Source organism: Marvinbryantia sp. (genome assembly GCF_047017445.1).
Classification (GTDB): domain Bacteria; phylum Bacillota; class Clostridia; order Lachnospirales; family Lachnospiraceae; genus Marvinbryantia.
Genome location: NZ_JBKXTT010000005.1, coordinates 152,759 through 176,289, shown reverse-complemented (window position 1 = coordinate 176,289; position 23,531 = coordinate 152,759). Strand labels below are relative to the sequence as shown.

Annotated in this window: 26 protein-coding genes; all 26 read right to left on the bottom strand. The window is 54.0% G+C overall.

Features of this window, described 5'->3' with window-relative positions; translation table 11 throughout:
* Nucleotides 1-14 precede the first annotated feature (14 nt).
* A complete protein-coding gene (locus ACLU9Q_RS07505) occupies nt 15-956 on the bottom strand; it encodes an ABC transporter permease (protein ID WP_412624885.1) in 942 nt (313 codons plus the stop codon).
* Complete coding sequence (locus tag ACLU9Q_RS07500; protein WP_412624883.1) at nt 956-2,089, bottom strand: ABC transporter permease; 1,134 nt, start codon at nt 2,087-2,089, stop codon at nt 956-958. The genes ACLU9Q_RS07505 and ACLU9Q_RS07500 overlap by 1 nt, the downstream gene beginning before the upstream one ends.
* Nucleotides 2,082-3,620: an ABC transporter ATP-binding protein gene (locus ACLU9Q_RS07495; RefSeq protein WP_412624882.1), complete on the bottom strand. Its 1,539-nt coding sequence runs from the start codon at nt 3,618-3,620 to the stop codon at nt 2,082-2,084. The genes ACLU9Q_RS07500 and ACLU9Q_RS07495 overlap by 8 nt, the downstream gene beginning before the upstream one ends.
* A 173-nt stretch (nt 3,621-3,793) precedes the next feature.
* Complete coding sequence (locus tag ACLU9Q_RS07490; protein WP_412624880.1) at nt 3,794-4,987, bottom strand: BMP family lipoprotein; 1,194 nt, start codon at nt 4,985-4,987, stop codon at nt 3,794-3,796.
* A gap of 118 nt (nt 4,988-5,105) precedes the next feature.
* A complete protein-coding gene (locus ACLU9Q_RS07485) occupies nt 5,106-7,271 on the bottom strand; it encodes a complex I subunit 5 family protein (protein ID WP_412624879.1) in 2,166 nt (721 codons plus the stop codon).
* An 18-nt stretch (nt 7,272-7,289) separates the two neighbouring features.
* Nucleotides 7,290-8,765 (bottom strand): complex I subunit 5 family protein, encoded by a 1,476-nt coding sequence (locus ACLU9Q_RS07480; RefSeq protein ID WP_296908532.1) that lies wholly within the window; start codon nt 8,763-8,765, stop codon nt 7,290-7,292.
* 15 nt (nt 8,766-8,780) lie between these two features.
* Nucleotides 8,781-10,259: a complex I subunit 5 family protein gene (locus ACLU9Q_RS07475; protein ID WP_412624878.1), complete on the bottom strand. Its 1,479-nt coding sequence runs from the start codon at nt 10,257-10,259 to the stop codon at nt 8,781-8,783.
* An 18-nt stretch (nt 10,260-10,277) separates the two neighbouring features.
* Nucleotides 10,278-11,789, bottom strand: a complete 1,512-nt coding sequence (locus ACLU9Q_RS07470) for a complex I subunit 5 family protein (protein ID WP_296908534.1) — start codon at nt 11,787-11,789, stop codon at nt 10,278-10,280.
* A complete protein-coding gene (locus tag ACLU9Q_RS07465) occupies nt 11,789-12,166 on the bottom strand; it encodes a sodium:proton antiporter (RefSeq protein WP_296908536.1) in 378 nt (125 codons plus the stop codon). The genes ACLU9Q_RS07470 and ACLU9Q_RS07465 overlap by 1 nt, the downstream gene beginning before the upstream one ends.
* A 1-nt stretch (nt 12,167) precedes the next feature.
* Nucleotides 12,168-13,139, bottom strand: a complete 972-nt coding sequence (mbhE, locus tag ACLU9Q_RS07460; RefSeq protein WP_296908538.1) for a hydrogen gas-evolving membrane-bound hydrogenase subunit E — start codon at nt 13,137-13,139, stop codon at nt 12,168-12,170.
* Complete coding sequence (locus ACLU9Q_RS07455) at nt 13,132-13,392, bottom strand: hydrogenase subunit MbhD domain-containing protein (RefSeq protein WP_296908540.1); 261 nt, start codon at nt 13,390-13,392, stop codon at nt 13,132-13,134. Before ACLU9Q_RS07455 ends, mbhE begins: the two co-directional genes overlap by 8 nt.
* Nucleotides 13,392-13,769, bottom strand: coding sequence for a cation:proton antiporter (locus tag ACLU9Q_RS07450; protein WP_412624877.1), 378 nt, complete (start codon nt 13,767-13,769; stop codon nt 13,392-13,394). The genes ACLU9Q_RS07455 and ACLU9Q_RS07450 overlap by 1 nt, the downstream gene beginning before the upstream one ends.
* Nucleotides 13,756-14,121 carry a monovalent cation/H+ antiporter complex subunit F gene (locus tag ACLU9Q_RS07445; RefSeq protein WP_296908544.1) on the bottom strand — a complete coding sequence of 122 codons (366 nt, stop codon included), beginning with the start codon at nt 14,119-14,121 and terminating at the stop codon, nt 13,756-13,758. The genes ACLU9Q_RS07450 and ACLU9Q_RS07445 overlap by 14 nt, the downstream gene beginning before the upstream one ends.
* Before the next feature lies 1 nt (nt 14,122).
* Entirely contained in the window at nt 14,123-14,590 is a 468-nt protein-coding gene (locus ACLU9Q_RS07440) for a Na+/H+ antiporter subunit E (RefSeq protein ID WP_296908546.1), read from the bottom strand.
* Between the two features lie 76 nt (nt 14,591-14,666).
* The gene (locus tag ACLU9Q_RS07435) at nt 14,667-15,128 is read right to left on the bottom strand and encodes a SpoVA/SpoVAEb family sporulation membrane protein (protein WP_296908548.1); all 462 of its coding nucleotides are present in this window, start codon (nt 15,126-15,128) and stop codon (nt 14,667-14,669) included.
* Nucleotide 15,129: 1 nt separating this feature from the next.
* On the bottom strand, nt 15,130-15,543 hold the full coding sequence (locus ACLU9Q_RS07430) for a stage V sporulation protein AB (protein ID WP_296908550.1): 414 nt from the start codon (nt 15,541-15,543) through the stop codon (nt 15,130-15,132).
* Nucleotides 15,540-16,193, bottom strand: a complete 654-nt coding sequence (locus ACLU9Q_RS07425) for a stage V sporulation protein AA (RefSeq protein WP_296908552.1) — start codon at nt 16,191-16,193, stop codon at nt 15,540-15,542. The genes ACLU9Q_RS07430 and ACLU9Q_RS07425 overlap by 4 nt, the downstream gene beginning before the upstream one ends.
* A 71-nt stretch (nt 16,194-16,264) precedes the next feature.
* Nucleotides 16,265-16,981, bottom strand: coding sequence for an RNA polymerase sporulation sigma factor SigF (gene sigF, locus ACLU9Q_RS07420; RefSeq protein WP_296837828.1), 717 nt, complete (start codon nt 16,979-16,981; stop codon nt 16,265-16,267).
* Between the two features lie 13 nt (nt 16,982-16,994).
* The gene (gene spoIIAB / locus ACLU9Q_RS07415; RefSeq protein WP_296837827.1) at nt 16,995-17,441 is read right to left on the bottom strand and encodes an anti-sigma F factor; all 447 of its coding nucleotides are present in this window, start codon (nt 17,439-17,441) and stop codon (nt 16,995-16,997) included.
* A gap of 11 nt (nt 17,442-17,452) precedes the next feature.
* Nucleotides 17,453-17,788, bottom strand: coding sequence for an anti-sigma factor antagonist (locus tag ACLU9Q_RS07410; protein ID WP_296837824.1), 336 nt, complete (start codon nt 17,786-17,788; stop codon nt 17,453-17,455).
* A gap of 191 nt (nt 17,789-17,979) precedes the next feature.
* On the bottom strand, nt 17,980-19,536 hold the full coding sequence (locus ACLU9Q_RS07405; protein WP_302225579.1) for a tetratricopeptide repeat protein: 1,557 nt from the start codon (nt 19,534-19,536) through the stop codon (nt 17,980-17,982).
* A gap of 12 nt (nt 19,537-19,548) precedes the next feature.
* Nucleotides 19,549-19,695, bottom strand: coding sequence for a hypothetical protein (locus ACLU9Q_RS07400; RefSeq protein WP_006864251.1), 147 nt, complete (start codon nt 19,693-19,695; stop codon nt 19,549-19,551).
* Nucleotides 19,692-20,990, bottom strand: a complete 1,299-nt coding sequence (locus ACLU9Q_RS07395; protein WP_412624875.1) for a bifunctional folylpolyglutamate synthase/dihydrofolate synthase — start codon at nt 20,988-20,990, stop codon at nt 19,692-19,694. The genes ACLU9Q_RS07400 and ACLU9Q_RS07395 overlap by 4 nt, the downstream gene beginning before the upstream one ends.
* A 280-nt stretch (nt 20,991-21,270) precedes the next feature.
* On the bottom strand, nt 21,271-22,011 hold the full coding sequence (locus ACLU9Q_RS07390) for an amino acid ABC transporter ATP-binding protein (RefSeq protein WP_302225587.1): 741 nt from the start codon (nt 22,009-22,011) through the stop codon (nt 21,271-21,273).
* Nucleotides 22,001-22,693, bottom strand: coding sequence for an amino acid ABC transporter permease (locus ACLU9Q_RS07385; RefSeq protein ID WP_302225589.1), 693 nt, complete (start codon nt 22,691-22,693; stop codon nt 22,001-22,003). The genes ACLU9Q_RS07390 and ACLU9Q_RS07385 overlap by 11 nt, the downstream gene beginning before the upstream one ends.
* Nucleotides 22,693-23,484 carry a basic amino acid ABC transporter substrate-binding protein gene (locus ACLU9Q_RS07380; RefSeq protein ID WP_296837833.1) on the bottom strand — a complete coding sequence of 264 codons (792 nt, stop codon included), beginning with the start codon at nt 23,482-23,484 and terminating at the stop codon, nt 22,693-22,695. The genes ACLU9Q_RS07385 and ACLU9Q_RS07380 overlap by 1 nt, the downstream gene beginning before the upstream one ends.
* Nucleotides 23,485-23,531 lie beyond the last annotated feature (47 nt).

Below are 23,531 nucleotides of genomic sequence, written 5' to 3'. Positions count from 1 at the left end.
TCTTTTCCTCCGTTTTATCTCTGCCCCTTGTCGTACGGAACACCCTCCGCCTTCGGCGCGCGCGACTTGCCGGAGGTAAACGCGAGCACTACCAGGGAGATGATGTACGGCAGCATATTGTAGATGGTACTCGGAAGCTTTAACGCTACCAGTGCCGGGAATCCGGTGTATACGTTGGACAGCGCACGGAACAGACCGAACAGAAGCGCTGCGAAACCGATGTTTACCGGCTTCCACTGACCGAAGATCATTACCGCAAGTGCCAGGAAGCCGAAGCCCGCCACGCCGTTTTCAAATTTCCATTCGCTCACGCCCGCCGTGATGTACACGATACCGCCAAGACCGCCGAGCATACCGGAGATCAGTACACCCGCATAACGCATTTTATACACGTTGATGCCAACGGAATCCGCCGCCTGCGGATGCTCGCCGCACGCCTGCAGGCGAAGTCCGAATTTCGTTTTATAAAGCACGATATAGGATACCACCAGCGCAACCAGCGCGATCAGCATGAACCAGTTAAATTCAAATCCGCCGATGCGCACCAGGAACGCCTTCTTACTCTCAATATAGGTAATGGTAGCGGATACGTTATCAGCGCTCTCCGCCATGTTGATCGCACGCACGATAACGACCGCCGCTGCCGTGCCGAGAAGGTTCAGCGCCGTGCCGACCAGCGTCTGATCCGCCTTGAAATTAATCGCTGCCACTGCCAGAAGCAGGGAATACAGCATACCAAGCGCAACCGCCGCCACGATAACAAGCACGATCATAACAATCGCCGGAACGGACGCCGGAACGAATTTCAGCATCAGCGCGCCGCCAAGCGCTCCCATAACCATGATACCCTCTAATCCGATATTGATCACGCCGCTATGCTCGGAAAAACATCCGCCGAGCGCCACCAGGATCAGAACGGAAGCAAATATTAATGTGTATTGGATCAAAAGCAGCATTATGCTTCGCCTCCTTTCTGCATCTGCGCCGCGCGTTTTTCGTCCCGCTTATCAAGAAGCCGGTTCAGCCAGAGCTTAAAGAAAAATACAAAGCCGCAGAGGTAAATGATCAGCGCCGAGATCAGATCCGAGATCTGCGAGCAGTACATCGACTTATCCACGTATGCGCCGCCGCTGGTAATATGCTGGATAAAGTAGGAGGAGAAAACCGCTCCGATCGGATGCAGTCCTCCCAAAAATGCCGCCGCGATTCCGTTAAAGCCCATGCCCGGAACGCTCGTCTGCGTAACCGCCCACTGCTCCACGCCGGTCAGATAGAAAAACGCAGCGCCCATTCCCGCAAGCGCGCCGGAAATCGCCATCGTAAGAATGATGTTATACTTCTCGCGCATACCGCAGTATTTCGCCGCCTGCTTGTTTAAGCCCGTCGCCTTCAGCTCATAGCCGAGCTTCGTTTTTTCCAGAAGCACCCACACCAGGATCGCCACCACCACCGCCAGCGGAAGCGCAATCGTCACGTATTTGTTGTTGGCAAAAAGCGCTGAAAGCCCCATGGACGGAATCATCGCGCCCGGATTTTTGGAGGTCAGCGCCTCAGAGTACGGGCTTGAGGGATCCTTCACCGTGGAGAGCAGCATATTCACCACATACAGAGAGATCCAGTTCAGCATGATACAGGAAATTACCTCGTTTACATTGCAGTATGCCTTTAAAAGACCGGAAATTGCCGCCAGCGCAGCGCCAACGACCACCGCCGCCAGGATGCAGACATACCACGGAAGATTCCATGCCAGCGCACAGTAGAGACATGCGCCCGCGCCCGCCACATACTGTCCCGCCGCGCCGATGTTGAAAAGTCCCACCTTATAGGCAAACAGCACGGAAAGCGAGCACAGAAGCAGCGGCGCCGTCTTTACCAGCGTCGTTCCGAAATACTGCAGCGCCTTCACCTGCGTCGGATAATACATAAAATTCTTCAAAATAGAAATGATCGCTTTGCCCGCTCCTGCCGGATTGATCAGCAGCAGTACGATATAACCGACCAGAAGACCGATCAGAATACAGGCCAGCGAAGCTAACAGAGACTGAAACGCACCGTTGCGCAGGAGGCTCCTCTTTTCTTTTTTATTCATTTGTGCTGCCTCCCTTCTTTGCGCCCGCCATATAAAGGCCAAGCTCCTCTACCGTAACCTTCTTCGGATCAAACTCTCCGACGATCTCACCCTCGTACATTACAAGAATGCGGTCGGACACGTTCATAACCTCGTCCAGCTCCAGGCTGATGAGAAGCACGCCCTTTCCGGCATCGCGCTGCGCCACGAGCTGACTGTGAATATACTCGATCGCGCCGACATCCAGACCTCGCGTCGGCTGCACCGCGATCAGAAGCTCCGGGTTTTTATCGATCTCACGGGCAATGATCGCCTTCTGCTGGTTTCCGCCCGACATGGAGCGCGCCAGCGTAACCGGTCCCTGCCCGGAACGCACGTCATACTGCTCGATCAGACGCTCCGCGTAGGCGCGGATATCCTTCTTCTTCAAAAATCCCGCTTTATTGGTAAACTGCGGCTCAAAATAGCGCTGCAGCACCATATTGTTTTCCAGCGTGTAATCAAGCACCAGCCCGTGTTTGTGGCGGTCCTCCGGGATGTGGCTCATGCCCATGACGGAACGCTTCCGGATAGGCGCATGGGTGATATCCTCGCCGCACAGCCTGATCGTACCGGATTTTAAAGGCTCCAGCCCGGACAGGCCATAGACAAATTCCGTCTGGCCGTTTCCGTCAATTCCGGCTATGCAGACGATCTCGCCGCGGCGCACCTGCATACTGACATTGTTCACCGCATTGTTTTTGTGACGCTTCGACGCCACCGTCATGCCCTGGATATCGAGCACCACCTCGCCCGGCTTCGCATCCTCTTTCTCTACGGCAAAATTAACGTCCCTTCCAACCATCATCGCGGACAGCTTTTCCGGCGTGGTATTCTTTGTCTCAACGGTGCCCACATATTTTCCTTTTCTGAGAACGGTACAGCGGTCGGAAACCTGCATGATCTCCGCCAGCTTGTGCGTGATAAACAGGATACTCTTTCCCTCCGCCGCCAGACTCTTCATGATCGCCATCAACTCCTGGATCTCCTGCGGCGTGAGCACTGCCGTCGGCTCGTCGAAGATCAGTATCTCATTGTCACGGTACAGCATCTTTAAAATTTCCGTGCGCTGCTGCATCCCGACTGTGATATCCTCGATCAGCGCGTCCGGATCCACCTGCAGGCCGTATTTCTCAGACAGCGCCATCACCTTTTTCTTTGCCTCCTCCTTCTGCAGGAAGCCGCCCTTCGTCGTCTCCACGCCAAGAATGATATTGTCCAGGACGCTGAAGCACTCCACCAGCTTAAAATGCTGATGCACCATGCCGATCCCCAGAGCGTTCGCATCATTCGGATCCCTGATCTCCACCTTTTTTCCATCCTTGCGGATCTCGCCCTCCTCCGGCTGATACAGCCCGAAAAGCACGCTCATCAGCGTGGATTTTCCTGCGCCGTTCTCTCCAAGGAGTGCATGGATCTCACCTTTTTTTAGCTGAAGGGTGATATTATCATTTGCTATGATGCCCGGAAAGCGTTTCGTAATGCCAAGCATCTCGACAGCATAATTTTCCAATGTCACCTTCCCCCTTTCTTCCTCTCTCGCATATATTTTTATTCTACCATATATTCTACAGAATTCAAAGAAAAAATAATGATAACATTATGCAATTCATCAAAAAAGAGGCACTGCTCTGCGGCGAATTCTGCCGCATTGCAATGCCCCTCTTATCTTTTCAGATAAAATTTTTATTTGATGTTTCCAAGGTCGTTTACAGTGATCGCTGTCTCCGGCATGGTCTCGGTGTTGTTGTCAACCGTAATGTCGCCTGCTACCATAGAAGCTACCAGCGCTCTGTAGTCGTCCTCTGTGAAGGTGTCGCACCACTGCGTGCTCTCAAGCGGGAGCTGTACGTAGTTATCTTCCGGATTCTCGGATACCAGACCAAGGTTGTCGATCTTGCCGACATACTGATCCCATGTTCCTTCCAGAACGATCGCGGAAAGCAGTGTGTTTACCGTCGGAGCAAGACCCTTCATTGCGGAAGTGATGGTCATGCCTTCGCCGTATGCGTCGATGACCGGAACCTGGTCGGAGTCAACACCGATCAGCTTGCCGCCAACCTTTGCCGCTGCCTCTGCTGCGGAGGTATAGATGCCGCCGCCGCATGCAAATACTACTTCTACGCCGTTGGTGGAATACCAGGTATCCATCGCTGCTGTGATATCAGCGTCGCCGTAGAACTGTCCGCCGTATGCGTATTCGATCGTAACCTCATCCTCGATGCCCATCTCTACAGCCGCTGCGTTTGCACCCTGCACGTAGCCGAAGCCATAGCGGATAACTGCCGGTACGGACATACCGCCGAGGAAGCCGAGATGCTTATAACCCATCTTTACTGCCGCATAGCCTGCCATGTAGCCCGGAAGCTCTTCCTGGTAGATTGCGCAGTAGGTATTTTCTACATTATAAACCTCAGAGAGATCGACATCCGTCTGATCGCCGCGAAGGTCTGCCTCAGACATATCGAGCGCCACAAATTTCACATCCGGATAAGCCGGGGATTCTTCTCTTAAGGTAGCTCCGAACAGATAGCCCGGAAGCACGATGATGTTGTAGCCCTCTGCGCACGCCTGGTCAACTGCCGCGATACGGTCCGCATCGGAATCTCCGCCCGGTTTGTAGTAGTTGAAGTCTACGCCGTTTTCCTCTGCAAATGCCTTGCATGCCTCGTAGGTCGTCTGGTTGAAGGACTGGTCTGTGATATCACCGGAGTCTGTAACCATCGCAATTCTGTAGGTCTCGCCGGAAGTTGTCGTTTCTGTTTCATTCTGCACAACGCTGGAGGTTTCCGCCTCTGTAGCCGTTTCCTTCGCGCCGCATGCTGTAGCAGACAGTAACATTGCACCTGCAAGCACTGCTGCCATGAGTTTCTTTTTCATGATTCTTTACCTCCTTTAGTGATTAACAATAGTGATATTATAGTAACATTTTTTCGAAATATAAGCAAGCTATTCTAAAAATAATTTTATAATTCTATTCTAAAAATAATTTTATAATTTAATGCATCAGCATGGAAACCAGCAGGTAGATCAGCGTTCCGCAAAGCCCCAGGCAGAACAGGATCAGTCCGTAGGAAAGGCTTCGGCCGATGATGCCGGTATTCTCCTTAAAGCTCTCGTAGGCGAGCGCGAAGCTGTGCTCATAATCTTTCTTCTTCGGATGCCTGCGCCATACGGTCAGATTGAGCAGCCCGACGATCCGGTTGACGATGCGCCCGCACACATGCGTCAGCGCATTGCCCTCCTCCAGCTCATGCGGCTGCGGACTGTCCTGGTAGATGGTCTTTCGCAGGAACACGATCACGCCGTCCGTGATCGTATCGAAAAAGCCAGCCTCCACGCTTCCGGCTATCGGAAGGATTTTTGCGAGAAAATCTACCGCGTGGTCGAGCACCGTGCAGACGCCGCCGCACACCGCCGGGATCGCCGTCAGCAGGATCGGACGGTACACATAATCCTCCAGATCCAGCACGCGCGGCCAGCGGTTCACGTAAACGGTGCTGCCGTCCGGCTGCTTTACAATCATCCAGGTGCGCACGATAAGCACATAGATCAGCACGCCGATCGTGATGGAGATCAGTCCTCCCTTTAAATTTGTCAGACTGAAATATGCCACCGTGTGCGGATTTTCCGCAAGCCCGCAAAAACTCTGCGCCATATCAGCGATCTTATCCATCGTCAGATGCGGAAACGCGCCCATCAGAGGAAACAGCAGCGCCGGAACGCCGATTGCTGCCGCGCTCACCTTATTCATATACCTTCCGCACATGCTGTCGTACTTTTTCTGCACTGCCGCGTCGTTGTTTTTCTCAACGAACACCGCAAAGAACAGCTTGCACATATACGCCACGGTAAGTCCCCCGCTGATAAGGAACAGCCACTCGATGATCTTCATATCGCTGACGCCAAAAAAGCCCTGCGCCAGCGCGCCCTCTTTGAGCGCCTCCATATACTCCACAATGCTCTCGTGGATAAGCGTCTTGCTGATATAGCCAGAAAACAGCGGAATGCCGCCGATGCCGAGCGCTCCGGAAAGATAAATTGCCGCGAGCAGCGGCTTCTTTCTGCCAAAGCCGCGGATTTCGTTAAAGTTTAATTTATGCAGGTTCATAAAGATGACGCCCGCCACCATAAAAAGCACCAGCTTGAAAAGCGAATGGTTCACCATGTGAAGAATGCTCCCGCGCACCGCAAGGGCGTTTTCTTCTGCGAGCAGTCCCTGCATCCCGACGCCCACCAGGATAAAGCCGATCTGCGACACCGACGAGCACGCCAGCGTGCGCTTGAAATCAACGGAGAACAATGCGAGCATGGCACCGACCACCATCGTGAGCGTGCCGATGATCAATACGAAGGTTCCCCACTTCCAGTCGTGCAGCAGGATCTTGCAGCTGATCACCAGAATACCGAACATACCGGTTTTCGTCAGGATACCGGAGAGCAGCGCGCTCGCCGGAGCCGGAGCGACCGGATGCGCTTTCGGAAGCCAGATATGTAAGGGAAAAGCGCCCGCCTTCGCCGCAAAGCCAAAGAACAGACACCCCGCCGCCACGTACACATTTTTGCCCTCGCAGGCGTCGTGAAGCTCGCTGATCTTTAAGGTGCCGACCTGGTTATACAGGAGGAACAAGCCCATCAGCATCACCAGACCGCCGATCACCGCCACGGCAAGGTAGGTCGCAGCCGCGCGCAGGGACTCCTCTCTCTCGTCCTGCGCTACCCACACGTAAGAAGCAAGGGACATCACCTCAAAGAACACAAAGGTCGTATAAAGATCCGCCGAGAAGAAGATTCCCTCGGTTGCCCCAAGCGTCACCAGCAGGAACAGGTAATAGCGGTTCCGATTGCTGTAGTGCGCAAAATACTGCGCGCTGAACAGCGTCGTCGCCATCCACATAAACGCCGCGATCGCGCCGTATACTGCGCGGAAGCCCTCCGTCTCGAAGGAAAGTCCCATGCCGCAGACGCCCGGAACCGTAAAGCCCGCCCCGTTTGCCCCTTTTATGATAAGCAGAAGGAGCACAAGCAGAAACTCTGCGATCGTGACGCAGCCCGCCGCCCGGTCGCGCAGCGTCTTATCTTTTCTTCCCGCCAGGAAGGATACGCCCGCTCCAAGCATCGGAAAAAATACGATAACCGCCAGTAAAAAGAAATTGTTTTCCATTTTTGCGTTCCCTCCTTTCTAATAGATACCCGCCGCAACGTCCTGGAAAAAGGCGATCAGCGGCGAGGAAAACAGACCGAGCACGATCACGCCCGCCGCAAAGCAGATGAGCGGCAGACACATTTTCCAGGTCGGGTCCTTCACGGACGCAATTGCAGAATCATCGAAATCCCTGCCCGGGAAAAACGCCCGGATGACGATCGACATCATATAGATTGCCGTCAGAAGCGCGGAGATCAGCAGGCAGCCGATACCAAAATACGCCTGCACATTGCCGCTCTCCACTGCCGCCCCCGCCAGATTCCACTTGCTGACAAAGCCTGCCAGTCCCGGCACGCCCATCAGTCCGAGCGCGGAGACAGTAAAGCAGCCAAACACGACCGGCATTTTTCTGCCCATGCCGTTCATCTCATAGATGTAGCTCTTGCCCGTCTGGTGCATAAAAGCACCGGCGCACAGGAAGGAGCAGATCTTCATAAAGGCGTGGCAGACCATATGCGCCAGCGCGCCCGTCATCCCCCACGGAGTCATAATGGTGGCGCCGAAAATGATGTAGGACAGGTTGCTGACCGTCGAGTAGGCGAGACGCCGCTTAATGTGCGTCTCCTTGACGGCACGGCTGCAGCCGTACACGATGGAAAACATCGCAAAGCCCATCACGACTGCCTGCACCCAGGTACCGCGCAAAAAGTCCGTGCCAAAGCTGTAGTATGTCAATCGGATGATCGCAAACACACCCGCCTTCACGACGGCAACCGCGTGAAGCAGCGCCGTGACCGGCGTTGGCGCAACGCCCGCGCTCGGAAGCCAGGAGCTTAAAGGCCAGATTGCCGCCTTAACGCCAAAACCCATAAACGCAAGCAAATAAATCAGCAGCAGCGTGTTCGTCTTATCGCCGATTTTCTCGAGGTTTAATACGCCGCCCATCACAAACTCCACCGTATCCCCGTATACGATCAAAAAGACCAGTCCGAGGAGCGCGAACGCCGCCCCGCCCAGGGAATAGTAAAGATACTTGCGGCTCGCGAGGATCGCCTCCCGCTTTAAGGTGTGCATCACCAGCGGCACCGTCACCAGCGTCAGCATCTCGTAAAAGAAATACATGCTGAGCATATCGGACGCAAACGCAATGCCAAGCGTTATGCCGTAGGTCATACTGTAAAACATGAAAAATATCTTCTCGTGCCCCTCATGCTCCATATACTCAAAGGAGTACAGCATCGCCAGCGGCCACAGCACCGCCACCAGACCTGCAAACACCATCGACATGCCGTCGATCTTGAAGGAAATGGACAGATCGCGCACAAAATAGATCACCTCAAAAACCTCCGTCGGGCCGTGCGCCACCAGGGACAGCACGATCGCCGAGGTTGCAAGCATAAGAAGCTCCAGATATACCATCATTCCCTTCCGCTTTTTAAACGGAAGCAGCGGCGTCAGAGCGCCGCCGATGATCGGCAGCAAAATTGCAGCTAAAATCCAGTATTCACTCATATTCCGCCGCCCTCCTTACAGCACCGCACTGACGATCCCGGAAAGATACGCCGTCAGCGGGTTCGGGAACACGCCCAGAAGCACCGCAAGCGCGGCAAGGATCGCCAGCGGAATCGTCATTGTCTTTACCGGTTCCAGTTTTTTCAGAGACTTATAATCGTAGTCCGCTCCCGGCAAAAAGCCTTTGATGGTAATTGGCAGAAGGTATCCTGCCGTCAGCAGCGCGCTGACAAGCAGCACTACCGGACCGAGCCAGGAAAATACGGAAATGCCCGATTCCAGGGAGCCGGTCGCCAGATACCATTTGCTGATAAAGCCGCTTGCAGGCGGAATACCGATCAGCGCCAGGGATGCAAACGTATAGCACCAGATCGTCACCGGCATCTCCTTGCCGATGCCCGTCAGCTCATCCACCCGCGTCCTTCCGGTGCGGTAGATGATCGCTCCGGCGGAGAGGAACAGGCAGGACTTGATGATCGCATGGAACACAATATGCAGGAGCGATCCCGTCATCGCCTGCGGCTGCAGCAGCGCAAGCCCGAACAGGATGTAGGACGCCTGGCTGACGGTCGAGTAGGCGAGCCTCTTCTTTAAAAGCTTCTCACGGTAAGCAAGCATGGAGCCCATAAATACCGTGATCAGCGTCAGCACCAGCCACGTCGTCTGCACCCAGGTACCACGCAGAAAGTCCGGACCGATCACATAAAATACGGTGCGGATCACGCCGATAACGCCCGCCTTTACGATCAGACCGGACAGCACCGCGCTCGCCGGAGCAGGCGCCACCGGATGCGCAGTCGGCAGCCAGGCATGCATCGGAAACATACCCGCCTTCACGCCGAAGCCAAGGATCATAAAGAACGCGATCACCAGCAGCATACCCTCATGACCGACCACCCGCGTCATGTCGAGCGAGCCTCCTGCGGTAAAATCAAGTGTCACGGCATACTGGTTCATAAAGTAGATACCAAGCAGCACCATGTATGCGCCGCAGAGAGAATAAAACAGGTACTTCATTCCCGCCATCAGCGCCTCCCGCGTCCTTGTGTGCAGCACAAGCGGGAGCGACGTCAGCGTCATGAGCTCATAAAATACATAAAACGTGATCAGATTGCCGGAGAACGCCAGCGCGAGAAGCACCCCGTACACGATCAGATAAAAACCAAAATAGCGCTTTTCCTCCTGCTCGTGTTTCATGTACTCGAAGGAAAATACCCCGGCAAGCACCCACACAAGCGACACGATCACCGCATACAGCCTGCCGAGCGCATCCACACGGAAGAAAATTTTTAAGTTATCTCCGAATTGCAGCAGCAGTAATTCCTTTTCGCCGCCAAAAGTTACCAGCATCGCCAGCGCCGCCGTGACCGCAAGGGCGATGCCCGTCATGCGGATAAGTCTTGCGCGCTCCCTGAAAACCGGCAGAATCAGTACCGCCGCGCCGCAGAGGATCGGAAAAAATACCGCGATAACGATCCAGATAGAATGATTCATTTGTCCTCTCCTTTCCTCTTACGCAAAATTTGAAAGCCCGGTCTCTATGATGTGCAGGATCGGCTCCGACATCATACCGAGCGCCATATTCAGCATCACGAACAGCACGATCGTAAACGTGTAAAGCTTCTGCTGGCCCATGGTGACGGTCGTATAGCCTTTTTCCTTTATCACACTCTTCTTTTCCGGCACGTAGATGCGGATAACCGTCTTTAAGAAATAAATCGCATTTAAGATCGTACTGATCGCCAGAACGATCAGCGTCGGCAGCATCTTCATGGTCGGATGCAGCACCGCCGCCTCCGCGAACAGAAGCTTGCTCACAAACCCGGCAAAGATCGGCACACCGACCATCGAGAGCGAGCCGACCGTGAAGCCGACGCCCGCGATCTTGTTACGGTAGCCCGCGCCCGTCAGCGCGAAGAAGCTGCGGCTACCCGCCGACACATCCGTAAGCCCGATCGCCGAGATAAACAGCAGCGACTTCGTGGCGGAGTGCGCCAGGATATGAAAGATGCTTGCCACCATACCTTCTGTTGTTCCAAGTCCAAAGCCCATGTAGATATAGCCGATCTGCGCCACCGACGAAAAGGCGATCATCCTGCGGATGTCCTTTTCCATGATCGCGCTCACGGAGCCGAAGATCATGCCGCAGAGGCCGAACACAAACAGCACGTTCAGAATCTTGCTTTCGCAGATAATGTCAAAGCCGATCACACGATAGAATATCTTGATCAGCAGGAAAATATATCCCTTGGACACCAGGCTGGACAGCATCGCCGCCGAGGAAACTGTCGAGTAGCCGTAGGCGTCCGGCAGCCAGGAATGGAACGGGAACAGGGCGCTCTTGATGGAAAGACCGACCGTGATCAGACCGATGGTGATGATCATCGGGATGCGGTAGGTTCCCGCTGCCATGATTGTCTCCACCTGCTCTTTGATGTTGGACATCAGCAGATGCCCGGTCAGGTCATAAAGCATACAGATGCCCATGAGCAGCAGTCCGGAGCCTAAAAGACTCATGATCATGTAGCGCACCGCCGCCTCGATCGTTCTTCCGTTCTGGCGGATCATGATCAGACCGCAGGCGGAGATCGTGTTGATCTCGACAAACACATACGCCGTAAACAGGTCGTTTGTGTAGACCAGCGCCAGCAGGGAGCTTAAAAGAAGGTCCGTCAGGATATAGTAAATGTTGTGCTTGCTCTTTTCCACCTCATCGTCCAGCTTTTTTCTGCCGCCGAGCATCGAGAGCAGCATAACCATGCAGAAGGCGAGCGCCATCGCCGCCTCCAGCGCGCCCGCGCGGATCTCGTTGCCCCAGGGAGCCGGGAAGTGTCCCATCATAAAGGTATAGCTTCCGCCCACCTCTATCATGTAGCCCAGAAGCCACGCCGACATCACCCCGATAACCGTGATCACTGCCGTGTTCAGCCACTTTGCATATTTTCCGGGCAGAACAGAGGATATTATACCGGAAAACATGGAGATCATGATAGAAAAGAAGGGGACATTCTGTACAAACGCCATCACAGTCCCTCCTTTTTCAGCCGGGAGGAAATCTCATCCAGATCCAGCGTGTGATAGCGCTTATAAAGCCGCACCGTCAGGGAAAGCATCAGCGCCGTGACGGAGACGGATACCACGATGCCCGTCAGCACAAGGCCGCTGGGGATCGGGTTGATATACGCCTCGACCTCCTGCACGCCGTTCACTACGATCGGAGCCACGCGTCCGGAAATATAGCCCTTTTCCGCGAGAAACAGGTACACCGCCGTGTCCATGATATTCAGACCGATGATCTTCTTGATCAGATTTTTCTGAAGGAGCAGGTTTGCGAATCCGATCCCGAACAGGATCATCGCGATCTCCTCTCCCATATTTGCCATAAAGTTTGAACCGATCATGCTAAAAACCTCCCTTACGAAACAGTGCAAAGAATGCGTACATCGTGCAGGCGACGACCAGTCCCACGCAGATATTTAAAGGCAGGATCAGTCCGCTGCTCAAAATCGCGCCCGGTGTGCCGAGCGGGATCCCGCTCTCCAGATGGTGCGCGCCGGTGTAGAAGGAGTAGCTTTTGGCCAGACAGTAAAAGGTCAGCGCCGAAAAACTCACCCACTTGTAGGTTTTCTCCGTAAAGAACCGTTCTGTCTTTTTAAAACCAAAGGCGTTTAGGTAGAGGATCAGGCCGGCGCCGATGATCGCGCCGCCGGAAAAGCCGCCGCCCGGAGACAGATGTCCGTTTAAGATCACGTAGATGCCGAAAATAACGATGATCGGCACCAGCACGGAAGCGATGCCCTGCAGGATGGTGTCGTTCTTCGGCTCATAGAAGCTGTCGCGTTTTTCTTCCTCCTCCGCGCTCTCCCTGCCCTTTTTCTTATCGTTGCGCAGCAGGATCAGCACCGTGCAGGTCGCGATAAACAGCACGTTTGACTCGCCGAAGGTATCGAATGCACGGTAGTCGAGGATCATGCCGGTGACGATATTGACCGCCCCGGTGTCCTGCAGACCGTCCTCAATGTATTTCGCCGCCACCTCGTTGTTGGTCGGGTTATGATCGCTTCCCACAGGCGGAAGGTAGGACACCTCGACCAGCAGGATCGTGATCAGAAGCAGACAGCAGATCAGCGCCGCCGCCCTGTAAAAGCGCTGGAAAAAGCGGTAGATCGGGTTGTGCTCAGTATCGTACACCCTGTCGATCACCTTGTCGTGATCCCTCCGATAGCGCCGTAATTTCTTTTCATTCGGTATGTACTCCTGCTGCGGCACGATCTCAACGTTGTCGAGGTAGGGATCCTTCTCGCCGCTGATCCACCCGCGCATACGGACCAGGAGCCGTTTTTTGTATTCTTCCTCGGAAATCTTCTTACTCATCTTCCTTATCGTCCTCCTCTCCCATCGCGTGGATTTTCTTCAATGTCACAAAAAACAAAAGACTGGTGACGCCCGCTCCCACAGCCGCCTCGGTGATTGCAAGATCCGGGGATTCCAGCAGGATCCAGATGATCGACATGATCAGACTGTAGGACATGTAGATCAGGATGGAATTCAGGAGGCTTTTGGAAAAGCTCACCGAGATCGCGCAGACGATCAGAAAACCAAGCAATATATACTGAAAAATCTGCATCACGCTTCCTCCTTTGCTTCGTTATTTTCTTCCTCAAGGTATTCCTTTATCTCGTCGGAAACCTCGCAGTAATTGTCCAGGTGCGGGTTTGTGGTCGCCTCCAGCCTAGAGATCAGATGCGAGGATACCGGAGATGCGCACCACAGAAATACGACCACCAGTCCCATCTTCAGAGTGGTAAAGTTGAACCCGGAGAGAATCATCAGACCGATCAGCGAGATGCCGATGCCAAGGGTATCGCCCATCGCCGCGGCGTGCATCCGGTTCAGCACGTACTTGAATTTAAACACGCCGAGGATCTGCACAACAAACGTGAACAGTCCGAGAAGCAGCATCCCGGTGCCGAGAATAAACTGTGTCCATTTAAGAATTACCATGCTCTTCCTCCCCTTCTGCACTCTGCTCTTCTTTTTCTTCCATTTCCCTGAGCCTTCTGCCGTGGTCGCGCCGCTCCAGGTAAACGCCGGTATAGACCTTCGTCAGCACGACGACCGCCAGGAAGCTGATCATCGCGTAGATCAGACAGATATCCACCAGATATCCCTCATTTAACCGCAGGGCAAGGATGGAAATAATTACCATAACCATCGTGCCCAGCATATTTACCGCCACAAGACGGTCGGCGATCGTCGGTCCGATGATCGCGCGGATCAGACAGAGCACCGCCATGACCGCAAGAACGATCAGAGCAATGTCGAACACCCATGCATACGCCTGCATCAAAGCCATATCACTCACCCGTCCTTTCCAGCTTCTCCAGCATTTTCACGAAAACGGAATCCTCCATCCCTTCCGCCAGGCTCTTGTCAAGACAATGCACCACCAGGCGGTCCTCCTGCAGAGATACGGTGATCGTTCCCGGCGTCAGAGTGATGGAATTTGCAAGTATCACACGCGCCGCCCGCGATCTCAGGCTTGTCCGGAATGTGACCATCACCGGCTCCACGATCTCCCGCTGCGACAGGATCAGATGGATGACGGCAATGTTTGCGCGGACGATCTCCACGATCAGCGTCCCTATGTACCATAGAAAATAACCGCTCTTTTTGTACAGGATGATTTCCTTATGTATGCTGTAATCCATAAATTTACAGATAAAAGCAAACACGAAAAGAGCAATCACCGCGCCGAACACAACGATCTCAGCGGTAATCGCTCCATTGAAAATGATCCAGACCAGAAAAAACAACACTAACATTTTTCTTATCACTCCTTCATCTGCTCGCTAATTATTAATTATAGCAGAATAGAAGAAGGAAGTACAAGCTTATTTTTTATAAAAAGTTAAGGATTACCCAATAAATCAGCCCCAGCACCCAGCCGGAAAATATGCCGTAGAGGATCACCGGTCCGGCGATGGTAAAAATCTTGCAGCCGATGCCGAACACCTGCCCCTCCTTCTGAAATTCGATCGCCGGAGCCGCCACGGAATTTGCAAATCCGGTGATCGGCACAAGCGTTCCGGCTCCGCCGAATTTTGCCAGCCGCTGGTAGATGCCGCAGCCCGTCAGAATAACGGAGATGAGCACAAGCAGCACCGAGCACCAGGTACCCGCCAGCTTCTTGTCGGCGCCCAGATTCATCGCCATGTTGATGATGAACTGCCCCAGGGCGCAGATCGCGCCGCCCGTCACAAAGGCGTGCCACATATTGCTCCAGAGGCTGTGCGTGGGCGTCACCTTTTTCACGTAGTCGTTATATGCTTTGTTTTTCTGTTCTTTTAAGATATCTGCCATGCTACCACCCCATATAAAAATATAATAGACTTCCGATCGTCTTGCCAAGCGCCAGAAAGATCACGATGACACTGATCCCCTTCGCAAGCCCGATGCGCCGTGCCGCGATCGGGAAAATGTTGATCACCTCCGCCAGCGCCATGATCCAGGCGCCCACGTACATGCCCGCCGTAAGTCCCAGCACCGCCAGCATCAGCCTGCCCTTAAAAATGGTCATGCCGTAAACGGTAAACATATTTCCATAAACGGCGCCCAGCAGGATCATGCTCTCATAGAGCTTTGTGTGGACAGCCGTGCGTGAGATCCCGGCAAACCGCGTGATGATGCCAAGTCCGACAAGCAGCGCGACCACGCCCGCCGCCACCAGGACGCCGCCGCCCGCTCCGATCAGGATCAAAAGTCCCGTGCGCATCATCCCGTGATCCCCTTTCCGCTGCTCTGCGTGGTCTTTCGCTCGTTTTTCGGCACGTGACGGCTGGCCTCGATGATGGTATCGTTCACATCGTTTTCATAGGTGCGCATCTGCACCTCCAGAGGCGTCGGGTCCGCCGTCAGCTTCTTTCCCGCAAAATGATTGAAAAATACGATGATGCCAAGCCCCAGCCCCAGGGAATATGACAGCTCCAGGACCGTGAAGCCGTCCGAGGTCTGCCCGGTAAACAGCTCGTACACCTGCCCGAACAGCTCGGTGATCGACACGTCATTGTTGAACGTCATGATCGAAAAGGAGGCTCCGAAAAAGCACAGCACGCAGACCGCCGCCGTTTTCAGCCAGCTCACCGCATCTGCGGGCTGTTTCTGTTTCTCGTAAGTGATGATAAAATCCGGTACGCCGATATTGTTGATCTCCAGACTGGGAAATTCCTTCTGGATGCAGGCGATCACCTCCATCACCGATTTCACATAGCGCCCCGGCTCCCTGCCGACCGCCTCCGGGAAAAGCATCGTCTTTACCCGCGCCTCGATCTCCTTATTACTGCAGGAAATCTGGGCAATGTCTTTTAAAAAAACACGGCGGTCATGTACCCCGACATTTTCGTCTATTTTCAGATATAACGTATCCACGTCCGTTCCTCCTGTGGGTGATCTCCATTACTTTTCTGCTAGTATCCGCAAAACAACAGAAAATATACCGTTTATTGAAGAGCGTCGCGCATTTTTTTCAAAATCTTCTTTTCCAGGCGCGATACCTGCACCTGTGTCCTTCCGAGCATCTCCGCCACCTGCGACTGCGTCTGATCTTTAAAATAGCGCATAATGATAAGAAACTGCTCCTCCGGCTCCAGCGTCTCCATCACCTCCGTCAGCACCATGCTGTCGAGCACCTTTTCGTTCATATTTTCCTTTTCCTCGATCCGGTCCTCCAGATAAATTTCCGTACCGTCTCCCTGATAGACCGGGCGGTGCAGCGATTCCACCTCCGATGCCGCCTCCATCGCAAGCACAATGTCCTCGCGGGAGATTCCGATCTCCTCTGACAGCTCCTCCACCGTCGGCTCGCGCCCAAGCCGCTTTTCCAGGCTCTCCCGCGCGGACGCCGTCTTATATGCCGTCTCCTTTAAGGAGCGGCTGACCTTCAGCATCCCGTCGTCCCGCAGGAAGCGTTTGATCTCCCCGGCGATCATCGGCACAGCATAGGTGGAAAATTTCACACCGTAGGACAGATCAAAATGATCGATCGCCTTTAAAAGCCCGATACTGCCGATCTGAAAGAGATCCTCATCGTCCGTCCCCCTGCCGGCGAAGCGCTTCGCGATGGTGAAAACAAGTCCCAGATTTTCCTCCACTAATTGTTCTCTTGCAGCTTTATCCCCCTGGTGCGCTTTCTCAATTAACCATTGGGTGTGCTCCATCTAAGACTTCCTTTCAATCATGATATTCGTTCGGGGTCCTGCCAATGCGCTTTTTCATCGTCACCGCTGTTCCCTCGCCGACGGTCGATTCCACCTGCACGTCGTCCATGAATGCCTCCATAAAGGCAAAGCCCATGCCGGAGCGCTCGGTGTCCGGCTTGGTCGTAAACAGCGGCTCCATCGCTTTTGCGATATCGGCAATTCCGACGCCCTTATCCGACACGGTGAGGGTGAGCACCTGCCCGCTGATGCTGCAGGAAACCGTCACCTTTTTCACCTCATTTTCATAGCCGTGGACGATCGCGTTCGTCACCGCCTCCGAGAGCGCCGTCTTGACGTCCGCCACCTCCTCCAGCGTGGGATTTAACTGCGTCATAAATGCCGCCACCGCCACGCGCGCAAAGCTCTCATTGCAGGAGCGGCTGTCAAATTCAATCATCATTTCATTCGTCTGTTCCATATGCTTCCCCCTCAAAACATTTGCGACTGCTCCGGCAGTCCCTCATAAATATCGATCACCTTGTAAATGCCGGACAGCGTGAGAATCCGCAAGATCCGTTCGTTTACATGAACCGCCGCCACTGCGCCGCCCATAAACCGCATATTTTTGTAGCGTCCCATGATCAGTCCGATCCCGGAGCTGTCCATAAAGCTTGTCTTCCGGAAATCAAAAATGATCCGCCGGATATTGCAGCTCTGTATCAGCCGGTCCGATCCGCGCTTGATCTTTTCCGCATTGTGATGGTCCAGCTCCGCCGGAAGAAGCACCGTCAGATCCGTCCCGTTAATTTTAAAAAAGTCCTCCATCCTCTATCCTCCCCTTTCTTTATCTATGAGCTGCCCGATAAATGAGCCTTCATCGATTTTTCGTGCTTTCCATGACTCCTATCTATACAATAAGGACCCGGAAGGTTTTCCTTCCGAGTCCCTGCTTCGAGCCTTCTCTTTTGTTTTTGTCCCGGCTTCCGGTCTGCGCCGTCCGCCTTTCCTGGGTACGCTTACCAGTTTTGCGTGCCATCCACCGATGTCCCGTCCGCGTTGGTTTCCGACACCGGCGTGCCGTCTGCGTTTGTCTCTGCCGCCGGCGTACCGTCCGCATTTGTCTCCGCCTGCGTCTCTCCTGTATCCGCCGTGCCGGTATTGGTCAGCACCGACTGGTCGCTGACATACTGCGACAGGTTTGCCGCCTGCGCCTGTGCCGGGAATTTCTGTATCGTCTGGGCAAACGTCTTGTCCGCGTTTTCCGTATCGCCGAGATTGTAGTAGGCAAAGCTTAAATAATACCATGCGTCATACTGTGTATCGTCCGTCTCCGTTGCCTGTTTAAGCTTCTCTGCCGCAGTGCTGTAATCGCCCTGCGCGTAGGCAGTCGCGCCCTCGGCGTACTGCGACTCGTAGATCGTGGACTTCACGCTCGTCATAATCGTATCGTAAAGCGTCTTGCCGTTGCCCTCCAGACTGTCCGCTTCCACCCCGGCAAGCTCCGTGGCAGCGCCGTTCTGGTCGCCCGACAGGAATTTTGCCGCCGCAGACAGGAGCTGGTCATAGCCGTCCGCCTTGCTCTGGGCAGCCTCCATCGTGCTTGTGGCCTCGTCGATCTGCGCCTGATAGCCCGCGATCTCCTCCTCCAGCGTGTCCACCTTCGCGCTCTCCGCCGCCAGCTTTGTGTTGGCGTCCGTCACCTGCTGATTGGCGCTCTGGTTTATCTTTTTCGTGTTCGACGGGATCGCCAGAAACCAGATCAGCGCAGCTCCCAAGACAAAGCCAAGCAAAATATTCAGAAACGTTGCCGCGGATGAGCTGTCGCGGAACGTGGTTGGCTGAATGATCGTATCATTGCCGCTCATATATCTGACCGGACCGAGGAATTTCTTTTCTTCCCGCTCGTCCAGCGGCGTTACCCGCCGACGGTACTTCTTTTTGCCGAGATTGGTGGCAACGCCTGTCGCCTCCTCCACCTCATTGAGATAGCGCAGCGTCGTCGTGTTGGTCGCGTCGATCTGCGACGCCTTCTTCAGCAGTCTTCGCGCTTTCTCATACTCCTCCTGCTTCAGATAAACCAGCGCAAGCAGATGGTAGCCCTTGATCAGATTCGGATTCTGCGTCAGCACACGCTTCAGCTGGATGACTGCCATATCGTCGTCACCCTGGCGGCAGTACTGCAGCGCCTGATTGTATTTATGGATCGTCTGGTTAATGACGTCCAGCTTGTTTTTATTCGACTGAAGCCTGCTTATGTAAAGGTTCGCCGCATTATTCTCCGGCATGATATTTTTGCTGATGACCCACTCGCTGAGTGCGGAAACCACCTCGCCGATCTCATAGTAAACAAGACCGAGCAGGTTTCTGGCGTCGATGTTTTCTTTATTAAATTTCAGGCTTCGCTTCAGACAGGACACCGCTCCGGAAAGGTCGCGGACGCTTGCCTTCTCAAGCCCCTCGTTGTACAGCAGATTGGAAATCCGCACCACCCTTTTGAGGATCGTGACATCCGCTCCGCAGCCGCTGCAGTAATCTATGGAAGATAACGGCGTGCCGCAGTAAATACATCTCATACGACCGCCCCCTTATCTGTGCTTGTTCTTTTCTTCCTGCAGCATTTCCTTCAGGATATCGGTGATATCTGTGAAGTCGCGCTTGTAAATAGCATCCTCCGCCTCGTTTACATCCAGGCTCGGATGAAATTTCTTCAGTTCCTCTTCGTAATTAATCATGTATTCCTCTCCTCTATGAGTGCTTTGATTTCCCCGACCAGATACAATGAGCCGACGCAGAACAAAAGCCCGTCTCCCCGCTTTGCGAGCGCCGTCTCAAAAGCCTTGCCGATGTCCTCTTCCGCTGTCACCTCTGCATCTGTATATTTCCGGAATATCCCGGCAAGCTCCCCCGCCGGAACGATGCGCTTCCCCTCGATCTGCGTGGCGACAACCTCAGAAAGCCTGCCGGTCTCACAGATGGTTCTGATCATCTGCTCGTAGTTTTTCTCGACCACCGCGGAAAAAAGCAACACGATCCGCCTTCCCTCCTGTACGCCGTTTAAAGTACGCACAAATTCGCGCACGCCGTCCTCATTGTGCGCGCCGTCCACGATCACGCCCGGCAAAATAGTCTCCATGCGCCCCTGCCAGTGCGTATCCGCCATCGCCTGCAGGCGCACATCGCAGGGAATCTTATGCTCCGGATCGACCGCTTCCATTGCCAGGAGCGCCAGCGACGCATTCTCCGCCTGATACGGAGCCGGGTAGGGCACCGTGATCTTCCTCTTCTCATAATACAGGGCATCCAGCTCAAAATCAATGCTTTTATCGGTTTTATCCAAAATTTCGTACATCTCCCTGTGCAGCCCCACCGCCGGAGCGTGCATCTTTTGCGCCCTGCCCAGGATCACCGCCTCCGCCGCCGTACCGCGGCACCCGTCGTAGATCACTGGCACGCCCGCCTTAATGATGCCCGCCTTTTCCTGCGCGATCTGCTCTATGGTATCTCCGAGGATCTCCGTGTGGTCGAGGCTGATGCTGGTAATCACACACGCCAGCGGATGCTCCACGATATTGGTGGCGTCCAGCCTGCCGCCAAGCCCCGTCTCCAGCACGGCGTATTCCACCTCATGCCGTTCAAACAGCACCAGGCAGACCGCAAAGAGGATCTCAAAATACGCCGGATGAGCAAAGCCATCCGCCTGCATTTCCCGGATCACCTGCCAGACCTTTTCGTATGTCGAAAGAAATTCCTCATCGGTGACCGGTACATTGTTGATCTGAAAACGCTCGTTTATCTTTACCAGATGCGGGGAAATAAACAGCCCGGTTTTCTTTCTGCCCGCTGTCAGCATAGACGACAGAAACGCGCAGACAGACCCCTTGCCGTTCGTACCCGCCACATGGATCACCTTCATTTTCCGCTCCGGCCGTCCCAGCCGCTCTATCATCTCAACCGTGTTCTCCGGCTTGTTTTTTTTCGTAAACTTCGGAACGCTCTCGATATAGCTTACCGCTTCCTCGTATGTCATAATGAATGTCTCTTCTTTCTTCGCTCTCTCATTTTTCAGACGGCGGCATTTTTTTCATCGCTCCCGTCCTCATCTATCATATATATTTCGGGGCGGCATTGCAAGTAATTTTTTTCGCGTGTTTCGACATGACTGCGCTGCTGCTCACGTCAGCCCCAAACACCTGCTACGCCGCGAAGCCAGTCCTGTGGGTCTGAGACGTGAGAATGCGATTCAGGTGCGAGCAGATCCTGTAAAAAATAATACGAGCCGGGCATCTTTCATCCCGGCTCTGCTATACTTAAATAACTTTACTTAAAAATGCTTTTAAGCGCTCGTTTTTCGGATTTCCGAAAAATTCTGCCGGAGCTGCCTCCTCCAGAATATGCCCGTCCGCCATAAAGAGGATGCGGTCCGCCACCTCTTTTGCAAAGCCCATCTCATGGGTGACGACGATCATCGTCATATGCTCGCGGGCAAGCTCTCCCATAACCTGCAGCACCTCGCCGACCATTTCCGGGTCGAGCGCCGAGGTCGGCTCGTCAAACAGCAGCACCTCCGGTTTCATACAGAGCGCGCGCACGATCGCGACACGCTGCTTCTGTCCGCCGGAAAGCTGGCTCGGATACGCGTTTGCACGGTCGGCAAGCCCGACGCGCGCCAGAAGCTTCATCGCCTCGCTCTCCGCCTCTTCTTTGCCGACGCCCTGCAGCTTCATCGGCGCGATCGTCATGTTTTTCAGGACTGTCATGTGCGGGAACAGATTAAAATGCTGGAACACCATCCCCATCTTCTGACGATGAAGATTGATGTTGACATTTTTGTCCATCAGATCGACGCCGTTAAAATAAATGTGCCCGCCCGTCGGATCCTCCAGACGGTTCAGACAGCGCAGGAAGGTGCTTTTGCCGGAACCGGACGGTCCGACCACAAACACAACCTCCCCTTTCTGGATCTCGGTCGACACGCCGTTTAACGCGTGTACACCGACAAACTCTTTTTTCAGATCTTCCACCCGGATCAGGGGTTCGTTACCGTTCACTGTTGCGCAGCCTCCTCTCCAGAATACTCAGGAGCTTGCTGAACGCAAGCACCATCACCAGATAGATCAGCGCCACTGCGATCAGCGGCATGAACGCATCGTAGGTGCGGCTTCGGATAATATCTCCGCCCTTTGTGAGATCCTCCAGCGCGATATAACCGGCAACGGAGGTCTCCTTTAAAAGAACGATAAACTCGTTGCCAAGCGCCGGAAGCACGTTTTTGAATGCCTGCGGCAGAACAATATAGATCATTGTCTGCGCATAATTGAAGCCGAGGCTTCTGCCCGCCTCAAACTGCCCGTTGTCGATGGACATGATACCGCTTCGGATGATCTCCGCCACGTATGCCCCGGAATTCAGGCCAAACGCCAGAATCGCTACAAAGGTCTTGTCAATCTTAACGGAACCAAAAATAACGAAATAAATGATCAGAAGCTGGACAACCACTGGCGTCCCGCGAATGACCGTGAGATACAGCTTACAGAGCGCATTCAGCACCTTCAGCTTTTTCGTCTTATCGTAGGTGGAACGCACCACCGCTACCAGAAAGCCAAGCGCGATACCGATCAGAACGGCAAAGACCGTCACCGTCAGGGTGGTCTTTAAGCCGTTCGTAAGATATTTCCAGCGGTTATCCGCTATAAAATTTAAATAAAACCGGTCGTATAAATTCTGCAGCATTATTCTGTAACAGCCTCAGTTTCTGCCTCTGCGGCTTCCGTTACTGCCTCGGTCTTTGCTTCCTCCGCTGCAGCTTCTGTCTCGTCCTCGCCGCTGTCTTCGTTGATATATTTGTCAACAACCTCCTGGAATGCACCGTTCTCCTTCAGTGTGTTGAGCGCGGTATTTACCTTCTCCAAAAGCTCGTCGTTATCCTTTGCGATAGCGATCGCATATTCTTCATCGGTATATGCCTCGTCGATGATCTTGATGCCCTCGTTCTCAGATACAAATACCTTTGCCGGCTCGCTGTCGATAACAACCGCATCGATCTTGCCCTGTGTCAGCGCCTGCACTGCCTCAAAGCCCTTGTTGTAACGCTCTACGGTAACATCCTCCTCATCGCTTACATAGATGTCGCCGGTGGTGCCGAGCTGTACGCCGACCGTCTTTCCGCCAAGATCATCCGGGCTTGCGATCTCGCTGTCCTCTTTTACAATGATCACCTGCGTAGCGGTTGCATAAGAGTCTGTGAAGTTTACGGACAGCTTACGGTCCTCCGTAACGGTAAGACCTGCCATACCGATATCCGCCTTGCCGGACTGAACGGCTGCCAGCACGGAATCAAACGCCATATCCTCGATCTCCAGTGTCATGCCAAGCTCCTCTGCGATCAGAGCCGCGACCTCCGCGTCGATGCCGACGATCTCGTCACCCTCGTGATACTCATACGGCGGGAATTCTGCGTTGGTAGCCATCACCAGAACGCCGCCCTCCTCTGCCATAGCGGTAAAGCCAAAAGACATCGCCATAGCGCCTGCAAGTAAAGCTGCTGTTAATTTTTTCATAATACTCATCC

Coding starts and splice junctions, on each gene's coding strand:
- ACLU9Q_RS07505 (WP_412624885.1), bottom strand. CDS start 956: ATGCTGCTTTTGATCCAATACACATTAATATTTGCTTCCGTTCTGATC.
- ACLU9Q_RS07500 (WP_412624883.1), bottom strand. CDS start 2,089: ATGAATAAAAAAGAAAAGAGGAGCCTCCTGCGCAACGGTGCGTTTCAG.
- ACLU9Q_RS07490 (WP_412624880.1), bottom strand. CDS start 4,987: ATGAAAAAGAAACTCATGGCAGCAGTGCTTGCAGGTGCAATGTTACTG.
- ACLU9Q_RS07485 (WP_412624879.1), bottom strand. CDS start 7,271: ATGGAAAACAATTTCTTTTTACTGGCGGTTATCGTATTTTTTCCGATG.
- ACLU9Q_RS07480 (WP_296908532.1), bottom strand. CDS start 8,765: ATGAGTGAATACTGGATTTTAGCTGCAATTTTGCTGCCGATCATCGGC.
- ACLU9Q_RS07475 (WP_412624878.1), bottom strand. CDS start 10,259: ATGAATCATTCTATCTGGATCGTTATCGCGGTATTTTTTCCGATCCTC.
- ACLU9Q_RS07470 (WP_296908534.1), bottom strand. CDS start 11,789: ATGGCGTTTGTACAGAATGTCCCCTTCTTTTCTATCATGATCTCCATG.
- ACLU9Q_RS07465 (WP_296908536.1), bottom strand. CDS start 12,166: ATGATCGGTTCAAACTTTATGGCAAATATGGGAGAGGAGATCGCGATG.
- mbhE (WP_296908538.1), bottom strand. CDS start 13,139: ATGAGTAAGAAGATTTCCGAGGAAGAATACAAAAAACGGCTCCTGGTC.
- ACLU9Q_RS07455 (WP_296908540.1), bottom strand. CDS start 13,392: ATGCAGATTTTTCAGTATATATTGCTTGGTTTTCTGATCGTCTGCGCG.
- ACLU9Q_RS07450 (WP_412624877.1), bottom strand. CDS start 13,769: ATGGTAATTCTTAAATGGACACAGTTTATTCTCGGCACCGGGATGCTG.
- ACLU9Q_RS07445 (WP_296908544.1), bottom strand. CDS start 14,121: ATGGCTTTGATGCAGGCGTATGCATGGGTGTTCGACATTGCTCTGATC.
- ACLU9Q_RS07440 (WP_296908546.1), bottom strand. CDS start 14,590: ATGTTAGTGTTGTTTTTTCTGGTCTGGATCATTTTCAATGGAGCGATT.
- ACLU9Q_RS07435 (WP_296908548.1), bottom strand. CDS start 15,128: ATGGCAGATATCTTAAAAGAACAGAAAAACAAAGCATATAACGACTAC.
- ACLU9Q_RS07430 (WP_296908550.1), bottom strand. CDS start 15,543: ATGATGCGCACGGGACTTTTGATCCTGATCGGAGCGGGCGGCGGCGTC.
- sigF (WP_296837828.1), bottom strand. CDS start 16,981: ATGGAGCACACCCAATGGTTAATTGAGAAAGCGCACCAGGGGGATAAA.
- spoIIAB (WP_296837827.1), bottom strand. CDS start 17,441: ATGGAACAGACGAATGAAATGATGATTGAATTTGACAGCCGCTCCTGC.
- ACLU9Q_RS07410 (WP_296837824.1), bottom strand. CDS start 17,788: ATGGAGGACTTTTTTAAAATTAACGGGACGGATCTGACGGTGCTTCTT.
- ACLU9Q_RS07405 (WP_302225579.1), bottom strand. CDS start 19,536: ATGAGATGTATTTACTGCGGCACGCCGTTATCTTCCATAGATTACTGC.
- ACLU9Q_RS07400 (WP_006864251.1), bottom strand. CDS start 19,695: ATGATTAATTACGAAGAGGAACTGAAGAAATTTCATCCGAGCCTGGAT.
- ACLU9Q_RS07395 (WP_412624875.1), bottom strand. CDS start 20,990: ATGACATACGAGGAAGCGGTAAGCTATATCGAGAGCGTTCCGAAGTTT.
- ACLU9Q_RS07385 (WP_302225589.1), bottom strand. CDS start 22,693: ATGCTGCAGAATTTATACGACCGGTTTTATTTAAATTTTATAGCGGAT.
- ACLU9Q_RS07380 (WP_296837833.1), bottom strand. CDS start 23,484: ATGGCGATGTCTTTTGGCTTTACCGCTATGGCAGAGGAGGGCGGCGTT.